The sequence below is a fragment of the Bacteroides caccae genome, assembly GCF_002222615.2.
Lineage (GTDB): Bacteria > Bacteroidota > Bacteroidia > Bacteroidales > Bacteroidaceae > Bacteroides > Bacteroides caccae.
Genome location: NZ_CP022412.2, coordinates 4,362,203 through 4,374,964, shown reverse-complemented (window position 1 = coordinate 4,374,964; position 12,762 = coordinate 4,362,203). Strand labels below are relative to the sequence as shown.

General features: G+C 46.3%; 10 protein-coding genes. 6 read left to right on the top strand and 4 right to left on the bottom strand.

Features of this window, described 5'->3' with window-relative positions; genetic code table 11:
• Window positions 1–40: 40 nt before the first annotated feature.
• From CGC64_RS17850 to rseP, 3 genes are read left to right on the top strand one after another with little or no spacing between them, the layout of a single operon-like run.
• Window positions 41–901 (top strand): M23 family metallopeptidase, encoded by an 861-nt coding sequence (locus tag CGC64_RS17850; protein WP_005679605.1) that lies wholly within the window; start codon window positions 41–43, stop codon window positions 899–901.
• A gap of 2 nt (window positions 902–903) precedes the next feature.
• The gene (locus CGC64_RS17845; protein ID WP_032855590.1) at window positions 904–2,094 is read left to right on the top strand and encodes a 1-deoxy-D-xylulose-5-phosphate reductoisomerase; all 1,191 of its coding nucleotides are present in this window, start codon (window positions 904–906) and stop codon (window positions 2,092–2,094) included.
• A 30-nt stretch (window positions 2,095–2,124) separates the two neighbouring features.
• Window positions 2,125–3,480: an RIP metalloprotease RseP gene (rseP, locus tag CGC64_RS17840; RefSeq protein WP_005679603.1), complete on the top strand. Its 1,356-nt coding sequence runs from the start codon at window positions 2,125–2,127 to the stop codon at window positions 3,478–3,480.
• A 255-nt stretch (window positions 3,481–3,735) separates the two neighbouring features.
• Here the strand turns inward: rseP and CGC64_RS17835 are convergent, their stop codons facing one another.
• Entirely contained in the window at window positions 3,736–4,617 is an 882-nt protein-coding gene (locus CGC64_RS17835) for a hypothetical protein (RefSeq protein WP_005679601.1), read from the bottom strand.
• 189 nt (window positions 4,618–4,806) lie between these two features.
• On the opposite strand from CGC64_RS17835, the gene CGC64_RS17830 reads away from it, so the two are divergent.
• From CGC64_RS17830 to CGC64_RS17820, 3 genes are all read left to right on the top strand, one after another.
• On the top strand, window positions 4,807–6,150 hold the full coding sequence (locus tag CGC64_RS17830; protein WP_005679600.1) for a DUF5690 family protein: 1,344 nt from the start codon (window positions 4,807–4,809) through the stop codon (window positions 6,148–6,150).
• A 43-nt stretch (window positions 6,151–6,193) separates the two neighbouring features.
• Window positions 6,194–6,979 (top strand): phosphonoacetaldehyde hydrolase, encoded by a 786-nt coding sequence (gene phnX / locus CGC64_RS17825; protein WP_005679599.1) that lies wholly within the window; start codon window positions 6,194–6,196, stop codon window positions 6,977–6,979.
• A gap of 93 nt (window positions 6,980–7,072) precedes the next feature.
• Window positions 7,073–8,161: a 2-aminoethylphosphonate--pyruvate transaminase gene (locus tag CGC64_RS17820; RefSeq protein ID WP_005679598.1), complete on the top strand. Its 1,089-nt coding sequence runs from the start codon at window positions 7,073–7,075 to the stop codon at window positions 8,159–8,161.
• Window positions 8,162–8,222: 61 nt separating this feature from the next.
• On the opposite strand, the gene CGC64_RS17815 is transcribed toward CGC64_RS17820, so the two are convergent.
• The 3 genes from CGC64_RS17815 to CGC64_RS17805 all read right to left on the bottom strand — a co-directional run bounded on the left by CGC64_RS17815 (window position 8,223) and on the right by CGC64_RS17805 (window position 12,734).
• Entirely contained in the window at window positions 8,223–9,626 is a 1,404-nt protein-coding gene (locus CGC64_RS17815) for an MFS transporter (RefSeq protein WP_005679597.1), read from the bottom strand.
• Between the two features lie 162 nt (window positions 9,627–9,788).
• Window positions 9,789–10,292 (bottom strand): anaerobic ribonucleoside-triphosphate reductase activating protein, encoded by a 504-nt coding sequence (gene nrdG / locus CGC64_RS17810; RefSeq protein WP_005679596.1) that lies wholly within the window; start codon window positions 10,290–10,292, stop codon window positions 9,789–9,791.
• A 48-nt stretch (window positions 10,293–10,340) separates the two neighbouring features.
• Window positions 10,341–12,734, bottom strand: coding sequence for an anaerobic ribonucleoside triphosphate reductase (locus CGC64_RS17805; protein WP_005679595.1), 2,394 nt, complete (start codon window positions 12,732–12,734; stop codon window positions 10,341–10,343).
• Between the last annotated feature and the right edge of the window lie 28 nt (window positions 12,735–12,762).

The following is a 12,762-nucleotide window of genomic DNA, read 5'->3' as shown; positions in this document are numbered from 1 at the left end:
AGTACTAAAGCGTAATCGCTTATAATTTAGAATAAACGAAATGCCGAAGAAAAGACGAAGCAGAGCTTTCTGGAAAAATTTCAAGTTCAAGTATAAACTAACGGTTGTTAATGAGAATACACTTGAAGAAATTGTAGGGCTTCGTGTGTCAAAACTGAATGGCCTTTCGGTGCTGCTTAGTGTGCTGGCGGTGCTTTTCCTGATTGCGGCCTGCATCATTGCTTTCACCCCTTTGCAGAATTATCTTCCGGGATATATGAACAGTGAGGTCCGCACGCAGATTGTGGACAATGCCTTACGGGTAGACTCCCTGCAACAGATACTCAACAAGCAGAACCTCTACATTATGAATATTCAGGATATTTTCAGTGGAAAAGTGGCGATAGACAGCGTGCAGACGCTCGACTCGCTGACCGCCGCCCGTGAAGACACACTAATGGAACGCACGAAACGCGAAGAAGAATTCCGCCGTCAGTACGAAGAGAATGAAAAATATAACCTTACCACGGTCACTTCCCAACCGGATGTGAACGGACTGATTTTATATCGTCCCACACGCGGAATGGTTTCCGACCATTTCAATGCGGAAAAGAAACATTTTGGAACCGATATAGCCGCCAATCCCAATGAAAGTGTGTTGGCTACTATGGACGGAACGGTTATTCTAAGCACTTATACCGCCGAAACAGGCTATCTGATAGGTGTACAGCATAATCAGGATTTGATTTCGATTTACAAACATTGTGGTTCCCTGCTGAAGAAAGAGGGCGAACGTGTGAAAGGCGGCGAAGCCATTGCTTTGGTGGGCAATAGCGGCACACTTAGCACCGGTCCGCACCTGCATTTCGAACTTTGGTATAAGGGACATCCCATTAATCCGGAGAAATACATTGTATTTTAATGATGAGTATAGAGAATAATAAAAAGAAGAAACAAATAGCTATTCTGGGCTCTACCGGTTCTATCGGCACACAGGCATTGCAGGTGATTGAAGAACACCCGGACCTGTACGAGCCTTATGCCCTGACAGCCAACAACCGGGTGGACCTGTTGGTTGCGCAGGCAAGAAAATTCCAGCCGGAAGTCGTTGTGATTGCCAACGAAGCAAAGTATGCTGAACTGAAGGAAGCATTGAGCGACCTGCCTATTAAAGTGTATGCAGGTACTGATGCTATTTGCCAGATTGTGGAAGCCGGACCGATTGACATGGTGCTTACTGCCATGGTCGGATATGCCGGGTTGAAACCGACCATGAACGCTATCCGTGCCCGCAAGGCTATTGCTCTCGCCAATAAAGAGACGCTGGTCGTGGCGGGTGAGTTGATAAACCAGTTGGCACAGCAATACCGCACCCCGATTTTGCCGGTAGATTCTGAACACTCGGCCGTCTTTCAGTGTTTAGCGGGAGAAGTAGGCAATCCGATTGAAAAAGTGATTCTGACAGCTTCGGGCGGTCCTTTTCGCACGTATACGTTGGAACAACTGAAAACCGTGACCAAGACACAAGCCCTGAAACATCCTAATTGGGAAATGGGCGCAAAGATAACGATTGATTCTGCCTCCATGATGAACAAAGGCTTTGAAGTAATTGAAGCCAAGTGGTTGTTTGGCGTTCAGCCCGGCCAGATAGAAGTGGTCGTACATCCGCAGTCGGTCATTCATTCAATGGTCCAGTTTGAGGACGGTGCCGTGAAGGCGCAGCTCGGTATGCCGGATATGCGTTTGCCCATTCAGTACGCGTTCTCTTATCCCGACCGTATCAGCGCTTCTTTTGAACGGCTCGACTTTGCAAAATGTACCAACCTGACTTTCGAACAACCCGACACGAAGCGTTTCCGTAACCTCTCTCTGGCTTACGAAGCGATGTATCGGGGCGGAAATATGCCTTGTATTGTCAATGCTGCCAACGAGGTGGTGGTCGCCTCTTTCCTGAAAGACGGCATCAGCTTTCTCGGCATGAGTGATGTGATAGAGAAAACAATGGAGCAAGCCGCTTTCGTGGCGAATCCGAGTTATGAGGACTATGTAGCGACCGACGAAGAAGCAAGAAGAATCGCTTCCGAGCTTGTGCGCCGGCAAAATCCTCAGAAATAATTTGTAATTAGTAATTTGTAAATAATAAACATGGAAACATTTTTGATTCGTGCCCTGCAATTGATAATGAGCCTTTCGTTGCTCGTCATCATTCATGAAGGCGGGCATTTCTTATTTGCCCGTTTGTTCAAAGTGCGGGTGGAAAAATTCTGCTTATTCTTCGACCCTTGGTTCACTTTGTTCAAGTTCAAACCAAAGAAAAGCGAAACAGAATATGCTGTCGGGTGGTTGCCGTTGGGTGGCTATGTCAAGATAGCCGGTATGATTGACGAATCAATGGATACCGAACAGATGAAACAACCCGAACAGCCGTGGGAGTTCCGTTCCAAGCCGGCCTGGCAACGTCTGCTGATCATGGTGGGCGGTGTGTTGTTCAATTTCCTGTTGGCGTTGTTCATCTACTCAATGATTCTTTTCGCGTGGGGCGACCAATATATAAAAGTACAGGAAGCTCCCCTCGGTATGGATTTTAATGAAACAGCCAAGTCCGTAGGTTTCAAAGACGGAGACGTGTTGCTCTCTGCCGACGGTGTTCCTTTCGAACGTTATGACGGTGATATGTTGAGCCAGATTGCCGATGCACGCGAAGTCAGTGTGTTGCGTGACGGTGCAAAGGCTTCCGTTTATATTCCCGATGATATGATGCAACGTCTGTTGGCGGACAGTATCCGCTTCGCTTCTTTCCGTTTCCCGTATGTCGTAGACAGTGTAATGGTGAACTCGCCTGCCGCGCAAGCCGGTATCCAGCCGGGGGATAGTATTATCGCCTTGAATGGAACTCCGATTTCTTTCTCCGATTTCAAACAAGCCATGGCGGAGCGCAAAAAGAATGCTGCGACTCTCCTTAAAGACAGCATAGACCCCCGCTTCATCACCTTGGCTTATGTGCGTGGCGGCGTGACGGATACATTGAGTATGCGTGTCGATTCTGCCTATCTAATGGGAGTAACCGCCTGCCTTGTCACCGACCGCCTTCTTCCAATGGTGAAAAAGCAATATGCCTTCCTGGAGTCTTTCCCTGCAGGCGTCTCTCTTGGTGTGAAAACGCTGAAAGGCTATGTGGGCAATATGAAATACCTGTTCTCTAAAGAAGGAGCGAAGCAGTTGGGCGGTTTCGGAACGATCGGCAGTATCTTCCCGGCTACATGGGACTGGCACCAGTTCTGGTACATGACAGCTTTCCTGTCTATCATCCTTGCTTTCATGAATATTCTGCCTATCCCTGCGTTGGACGGTGGCCATGTTCTTTTCCTTATTTACGAGATGATAGCCCGCCGCAAACCGAGTGACAAGTTTATGGAGTATGCCCAGATGACCGGTATGATTTTACTTTTCGGTCTGCTTATTTGGGCAAACTTTAATGATATTTTGAGGTTTTTCTTCTAAACTCTACTCTGACAAGGTAGTTGTCAGATTGGCAATCTCATTAAAACGGGATGATCGGTATTTGGTGTGGATGTTAGCGCATGAGTATGCTGCATTGTGTTGATATTCAATGAAATGGAATACGTGATTCCTGTGATGCAAGAACGGCGTTTTAACATTGTGTTAAAACGCCGTTCTTGCATGCAGAAATGCCCTGGTCTGCATACAAGAAACGGCGTTTCCTCTTTTTCTTCCGTTTGTAATCAGTCATGACTGTTAAATTGTTAACATTTTCTTTTCCCGCTCCAAGTCAGTTTCGTCCAGTTTTGGGGAGGGAACAGTACACGTTTTGATGTAATCTCCTTCCCGGCAGGTATAATTATAATATGCCTCCAGTTCCGGTGTCAGTTCCGCTTTCGGGACCAGTTTGCTTTCCATTTCCAAGAAAGTCCGGATGTCCGTGCTGTCCGACTGTTTCACTAATACGATGCGTCGGGCAATGGGGTTGTGGTTATAGTCCAGACAAAGGTACAGCCCTTTCAGCATAGTGGGAAATTCGTAATGCGGCAGTTGCAGGTAAATGGTGACCAAAGCAAACTGGGGCAGATCCCGTTCGTTGAACATCAGGTATGAGTTTTGGTGATTACTGATAATTCCACTTCCCCAATGAACAGATTTATAAGCGTTTATCATGCCCATTTTCACATATTCACTGTTTTCGGAAGCGCAAATCATGTAAGGTTCGATTTTCAGGCTGTCCGTAGAGGAGGAGAGACTGTAACTGAGATAAGTGCCGCTGTAATTGAAAACATCTTGTACGGATTCTTTCATTTCCTTTTCCAGCAGCTTGATGAATGAGTTACCGCTGTCCGCTTCATTCTGTTGTTCCGGTTCCATTTCCTGCAGCAGTATTCTCATCGAGCTTACATTATTTAATAAGCGTTTTTTCGACACATTGTTCACTAGTGCCAGCGCGTCGTCCAATGCCTCGTCCGGTGTGCGGGTTTTCAGCAGGTCGATGTAGGCAGGCAGTACGCTGGAGTATAAGGCGGACAATACGCTTGGTGCCATATCTACACGGTCGGCAATTTCTTTCATCTTTACGCCATTGTTGCGCAGGTATTCTATTCTTTTGTAAATATCGGTCAGTTCATCCATGATTCTTGAGGTTGCAAATTGAATTTCGTTGCAAAGGAATGACTAATGTATTATGATTTTGTTGCATGAATATTACATTAATATTTCACTCTGTCCGAAAAGAAAAATATACGATATGATTCATTGAAATTCATTTTTTCACTCGTCCCGGTGTCCTACATTTGCACCGGAAACAAAAAATGACGCTATATGAATTTCAAAGAAAAACTGTCGCCTTCGGCTCAAAAAAAACTTTCTGATTTACTTTTTATCTTCTATGCGGGAGGTGCGGCGCTGTTGTCTTACTCACTGGTGTATGCGCTTCGCAAGCCATTCACCGCTGCTACATTCGACGGCATGGAACTGTTCGGCATGGATTATAAAGTGGCAACAAGCATCATTCAGATATTCGGGTACATGGTATCCAAGTTTATCGGAATCAAACTTATTTCTGAACTGAAGAGAGAGGGCCGCCTGAAATTCATTCTTGTCTCCATTGGGGTTGCCGAGCTCTCTTTAGTTCTTTTCGGATGTCTGCCTCGTCCGTTCAATGTGCTGGCGTTGTTCTTCAACGGGCTATCGTTGGGTTGTATGTGGGGCGTTATCTTCAGCTTCCTCGAAGGCCGGCGGGTGACGGACTTACTCGCTTCCCTTTTCGGGCTGAGTATTGCGGTGAGTAGTGGTACGGCAAAGTCGATCGGGCTTTTCGTAGTCGATATCTTGAATGTCAGCGAGTTTTGGATGCCTGCGTTGATTGGTGCGGTAGCGCTGCCTCTGTTGGCGGGGCTGGGATACATTCTCGACCACCTACCCAAGCCGACTGCCGAAGATAAAGCGTTGCGTGTGGAGCGTGTCACGTTGGACAGACAACAACGTTGGGAACTTTTCCGCAACTTTGCCCCTGTGCTGACGTTACTTTTCTTTGCCAATCTCTTTCTCACTGTCCTGCAAGATGTCAAGGAAGACTTTCTTGTGAAGATTATAGATGTGAATGCCGCCGGTCTTTCCTCTTGGGTATTTGCCAAAGTAGACGGTGTTGTGACGTTGATTATTCTGGCTGTTTTTGCCACTCTTGCATTAGTGAAAAGTCATATCAAAGTTCTTTCGACCTTGCTGACGCTGGTCATTGCAGGTGCGGTAACTCTCAGTTTCGTCGCTTTCAATTACGATAGCTTGCAACTTTCTCCGTTGGTGTGGTTGTTTATTCAGAGCCTTTGCCTCTACTTTTCCTATCTTAGTTTTCAGACAATTTTCTTCGACCGTTTTATAGCCTGTTTCCGGATTAGGGGAAATGTGGGTTTCTTCATCGCAATGGTTGATTCTATCGGCTATACGGGAACGGTATTGGTGTTGGTATTTAAAGAATGTTTCAATCCGAATCTGGACTGGCTCGAATTTTACAATACAATGGCGGGCACGGTGGGAATCGTTTGCTGTACGGCGTTTACAGTTTCCTTGTTCTACCTGATGCAGCGCTACCGGAAAGGCAAGCGGAAGGAAATACGTGAAAAGGCAACTTCTTGTCCGGTTCCTTCCCTTGCATCTTCTTATTGAAAAGATAAATCATAAATAAATTAATTATATATAGGAAACAAGAATGAAAAAGATTAAATGTGTAATTATGGATTGGGCCGGTACAGCCGTCGATTACGGATGTTTTGCCCCGGTGGCAGCTTTTATCGAAGCATTTGCCGAAAAAGGACTGATTATAGATGTGGTGCAGACCCGCAAACCAATGGGGTTACCAAAGATTCAGCATATTCGCGAGTTGCTGTCGATGCCCGAGGTGAATGAACAGTTTGCTACGCGTTATCAGCGTGCCTGGACGGAGGAAGATGTGGTGGAATTGAACCGTCTTTTTGAAAAACATCTGTTTGCCTCGCTCGAAAATTACACAGACCCTATTCCGGGCGTGATTCCGACACTGGAGAAACTGCGTGCCGAAGGTCTGAAAATTGGCTCTACTACCGGATATACCCGCGAAATGATGAATGTTGTTCTTCCTGCTGCGCAGGCAAAAGGGTATCGGGTGGATTACTGTGCTACTCCGAACTTACTTCCCGCCGGACGTCCGGCTCCTTACATGATTTTTGAAAACCTGATAAAGCTGGGTGTCGACAGTCTTGATGCCGTAGTAAAAGTTGGGGACACGATTGCCGACATCAAAGAGGGAGTCAACGCAAAGGTTTGCAGTGTGGGAGTTGTTCTCGGAAGTAACGAAATGGCTCTCACCGAGGCCGAAACAAAGGCCATGCCGGCTGCCGAACTTGAAGCTCGCATCGCTGATGTGAAGGAACGTATGTTTGCTGCAGGTGCCTCTTATGTGATTCTTTCCATGGAGGAACTGCCTGCATTGATCGAAAGAATGAACGCTGACAGATGATAAGCGGAACGGTAACCGCTTCTGTACTTTTTATAACAATATATCGCAAAGAAACTTTATTCCAGCACTGTGCTGGTAAAAAAATGTATCATTATGAAACCATATTTATTATTAACTCCCGGTCCTCTGACCACGTCTGAAACAGTAAAAGAAACCATGATGACTGACTGGTGTACATGGGACGAAGATTATAACCTCGGCATTGTTCAGGAATTGCGCAAAGATCTGGTGAGCATTGCCACAAAGAATATTAAAGATTATACTTCTGTACTTTTGCAGGGAAGCGGGACCTATTGCGTGGAAGCTGTACTTGGCGCCACTATCACTCCGAAAGACAAACTTCTGATTTGCAGCAACGGCGCTTACGGAGACCGCATGGGTAATATTGCCGAATATTATCACCTCGATTATGATATGCTCGCTTTTGAAGAAACAGAGCAGGTATCTGTGGAATATGTAGACGACTATTTGAGCAATAATTCCGATGTCACTCATGTGGCTTTTGTACATTGTGAAACGACTACGGGAATTTTGAACCCTATCAAAGAGTTGTCCCACATCGTCAAAATGCATGGCAAGAAACTGATTGTTGACTGCATGAGCAGCTTCGGAGGAATTCCGTTGGATGTAAATGAATTAGGAATTGACTTTCTTATCAGCAGTTCCAACAAATGTATTCAAGGCGTACCCGGATTCGGGTTTATCATTGCCCGCCGTTCGGAATTGATGCGTTGCAAGGGGGTGGCCCGCTCTCTTTCTCTGGACATCTACGACCAATGGGAAACTATGGAAAAAGGGCATGGAAAATGGCGCTTCACTTCTCCTACTCATGTAGTCCGCGCTTTCAAACAGGCGTTGGCCGAACTTCTCGAAGAAGGAGGGGTAGAAGCACGTTACCAGCGTTATTGCGAAAATCATCGTATATTAGTAGAAGGGATGCGTTCTCTCGGTTTCCAAACTTTGCTCGACGACGCTATTCAGTCACCGATTATCACTTCTTTCCTTTACCCGCATAAGGATTTTGACTTTAAGGCTTTCTATCTGGCACTGAAAAGCAAAGGGTTCGTCATCTATCCGGGCAAAATCTCAAAAGCCGACACTTTCCGTATCGGAAACATCGGTGACGTATATCCGGAGGATTTCTGCCGGCTGGTAGAGGTGATTCGTGAAACGGAATATTGATTTTTTTGCTGCGAGGCCGGTAGAAGGTCAGTAGTAGCCCACCTATCGTGCCGGCCTCAATTTATGAATTGTTTTTTAATGTAGAAGGTTGCGAAAGTCTCAAACTACTAACGATTGCCGCTACCACTGCAAATATGCTTCCTACTATCAGGCAGACCGCCGTGCTTTTACCTGGAATAACGAAACTGAAAAGTAATGCGACGAGCGTAGTTCCCGATGTCTGTCCCAACAGGCGTGCCATACCCAGCATTCCGCTTGCTCCTCCCGAACGTTTCGTCGGAGCAGAAGAAATAATTGTACTGTTGTTCGGTGTCTGAAAAAGCCCGAAACCTGCACCACATAGCATCAGCCGTAGGATTAAGCTGATATCGGAGGACTCGGCAGTCAGGCCGGACAGGGAGAAAAGCCCCACGGCAAACAGCACCATACCGACGCTTCCTAATATTCCCGGATGAATCCGTTCCACCAGGTATCCCGCCAAAGGAGCAGTGACGAGGGTCGCCAACGGCCACGGGGTTAGCAGGAGTCCTGTCATAACTTCACTGTGTCCCAAGGTGTTTTGCAGGAAAAAGGGTAAAGAAACCATTGCCGACATTTGCGCGATAAACGAACAAATGGAGGTCAGGATAGACAGTCGGAAAATAGGGATACGTAATAGGTCCAAGGGTAGTAACGGAGTGGCTTGGCTGAGTTGACGGCGCACGTAATAAGTACCCACCACCACGAGAACAATTAATTGGATGAAAAGAAAATCCATTTTTTCGTGATGTGCGAATCCGTCCAGCGTGTAAATCAGTAATCCGAAAGTAATAGCATTGGCTATGGCACTGATCGTATCGAACTTTCGTTTCGTGCGTTCTTCTTGTCTCGGTAAATGCTTCATACCCAGCACTAATGCCGTAATTCCCAAGGGTACGTTGATCGCGAACAGCCAGTGCCAACTGGCAATGGAAAGAATCCCGCTGGCTACGGAAGGTCCTGCGGCGGCAGAGATCGCTACTACCATGGCATTAATTCCCATTCCGCGTCCGAGCTGGCTTTTCGGATAAATATATCGTAACTGCGCCGTGTTCACACTTGTAATAGCCGAAGCGCTGAATCCTTGAAAAATGCGGGCGATCGTCAATGTCCAGAATGAATCGGACAGGGCGCAAATCAGTGAAGTGATACAGAATAACCCAATCCCCGAAAGATATACTTTTCGATAACCGATAATCTCCCCCAAAGCGGAAAAAGACAATAGAGAAACAACGATTGCCAACTGGTAACCGTTGATAATCCAGGTAGTCACGGCGGGGGAAGTCCCGAAATCGTGCGAAAGGGTGGGGAGTACGATGTTAATAATGTTAACGTCCAATACTGACATACAAAGAGCGAATCCGACGGAGATTACCGCCCAGATACGTCTGGGCATTGGTAGTCCGTCGGTTTCGTCCGTTGGAGCAGGATTTACTGATTGTATCATAAAAACTTATTCTTGTAGAATTTTCTTTTTTCTGTAAAAGTAAACAAAACAGCGCTTTACGTGTTTTCGTTTTCTTAAAAAAATAAGTTTTTTTAGTGCAGCCGGTGGTGCTGTCCGGGATGCCGGGGAGACTTTGTCTTTAGTGCCGGCAACCGTCTGTTTTTATGGTTGAAAACGGTCTGATAATTTTAGGATTCGTTGATTACTACTTCCACGAAATTCCAGATAAGGAGAGAAAAGATCCTGTTCGAAACGTCCGTCTACCAATACGTTTATATAAGGAAGAACCGCATTCAGTCGGGGTTGTTCCCGGATTTCTTCATACGTATATCCTGTGTAACACCATATATTCATTCCTGTTTCCTCTTTCACTCTTTTGACAAGCGCCAGAAATTCTTCCGGGTAGAACAAGGGATCCCCCCCGGAGAAAGTGACTCCATCCAGTAAAGGATTCGCTTTGATTTCCCGGATAATCGATTGTATCTTTTCTTCCGTAAGTTCTTCACCTGCGTTCGGATTCCAACTTTCCGGGTTATGACAACCGGGACAGTGATGGGAACATCCGGCAAGATAAATGGAATACCGTATCCCCTCACCGTCAACGATTGTTTCCGGATAAGTTCCTAACAAGCGGAGAGTTGAAAGTTGAGAGTCAAGAGTTGTCATTGTAAATTAGGATATGAAAATATAAGTAAAGTTCTCAACTCTCAATTTTTACAAGTGTTTTACGCGGTCTTTTTCTTCCGCCCGTTTAGCGGAGTTCCACGAACTTAAGTCACCTGTCAGGTAGCCGGTGATGCGGCGCATCCGGAGAATGCTTTCACTCTGGCATACGGGGCATTTGTCGAAAATCACCCCTTTGTAGCCGCAGTTATGGCAGGTGTCTACCGGATGATTGATAGAGCCGTAACCGATACCCTCGTCGTGCATCACCTTTACTATTTTGGCAATGGCACGTACATTTTTCTGTGCTTCTCCGTCCAGTTCCACATATGTGATGTGTCCGCCACGGGTAATAGCGTGGAAAGGAGCTTCGCATTTGATTTTTTCAACAATACTGATAGGCTCTTTCACGTCTACGTGGAATGAGTTGACATAATAGTCCCTGTCCGTTACTCCCGGAATTTTACCGAATTTCCGGCGGTCCATTTTGGTGAAACGTCCGGAAAGACCTTCGGCGGGAGTAGCCAGTACAGAATAGTTCAGGTTATATTTCGCTTTATATTCATCCGCTACCTTGTTCATTTCCGTTACGGCCTCGTACAATGTGTCCCATGCCTTTTGGCTATGCCCGTGGCCTTCTCCGTAGAGAGCAACCATTGCGTTGTGCCCGCCGATGAATCCGATTCCCAGCGTACCGCTACGCAGCACGTCACCTACCTGTTCGTTTGGGTTCAGTGTGCCGCCGCCTTTCCATACATCATTTCCCATCATAAAGGGGAACTGGCGTGCAAGGGCTGTACGCTGATATTGATAACGTTCGTAAAGCTGGTCGGCCACTAAAGTAGCCGTGTTACGTACCGATTCCATGAAAATCTCCTTTGCTTTCTGTTCGATAGCGTCTTTGTTGCGTTCGTCCTCTATCAGATTTTCAGCTTTGATACGAGCTTCGATAGCCAGTCGGGGCATATTTAGTGTTGTGAATGAAAGGTTGCCGCGTCCTAAAGACGATTTCTCTCCGGCTACGTTTTCAAACACACGAGTGCGGCAACCCATTGTTGCCAGCTCGTAAATATAACGTTTCGGGTCGTCTGCTTTCCATTTTTCGTTCTTGTTGAAAGGAGTATCGAGGAACATGAAATTTGGAAAAAGAGCTTTCGATGTCGTCTGGCAGGCTTTCAGCAGCAGGTCGAAATTAGGAGCTTCGTAAGTTGCTTTCATGGCCTCTTCGATGCTTTCCATTTTCATAGCCTTCTCATAGTCCTTTTCCGAATAAGAAACTCCGTCTTTCACTTTGAAGATCTGAATCGGGAATACGGGTACTTCACCACGGGTTCCCAACCCTTCAATCGTGGCCTTCAGTAGCTCCTCAATCACCATGCGGCCTTCAGCGGAAGTATCCGTGCCGTAGTTGATAGAGCTGAATACCACCTGGTTACCACCACGGGAATGCATCGTGTTCAGGTTGTGTATAAATCCTTCCATTGCCTGATGCGTATCTTTCCGTGTCTGTTGGTATGCCTTCTCTATGATGCGTGCCAAGTGCTCTTTGTCAATATTGATTTGCAGGGCTATCAGGGCGATGCGTAACGTTTCCCGTTCCCGTTCACCGGATTGGATAGACGGCAGATATTCTTTAATCAGTGTGCGGATCGCTTTTTCATCGGCCTGTATACCGTTTTCCATGGCCACATAGAAATTGATGAAAGAAGATAAATGCTTGCGGAATGACTTGGCCACACCCTTTGCCATGAAAAAGTCGAAGGCGGGAATTGCCTGTCCGCCGTGCTGCTCGTTCTGGTTTGTCTGGAAGATGATCGTAGCCAGAGTTGCATAACTTTGAATGCTTTGTGGGGTGCGGATACTGCCGTTTTTGGTACGGAAACCGCGTTCGAACAAATCATCCATGTCATATTGGATACAAGTCGTCGTTTTTGTCGGATAATAATCCAAGTCATGAATATGAATGTCTCCCAGTTGGTGAGCTTCGGCAAAACGCTTCGGCAACAGGTATTTATAAGTATAATCTTTGGTTACTTCCGATGCAAACGTCATCATCTGTCCGGCAGGTGTATGGCTGCTCATATTGGCGTTGCTTAGGTTTACATCGTTCTTGTCGATAGCGACAATACCATCCATGACGTGCTTCATCTGGGTTTTCTTGTCTCGTTCCGTATTCCGCCATTCACGGTAGATGATGTACTTTTTGGCGACCTCCGGCCGTACCTTCATCAATGCTTTTTCTACTAAGTCCTGGATTTCCTCTACGGTAATCGTAGGGGTGGCAAACTGGCTGATTACATTCATCGTGATATCAGCAATTAATTGCTGTTCATCCTGAATGCCTGTCGCACTGAATGCCTTGCTGATTGCATTCTTAATCTTGCTGATAGAGAAATCTTCTCTTTTACCATCACGTTTGATGATACAAATTTCCGCGTAGTTCATAACTTTAACTCCCGAAAGTGTTAGACAT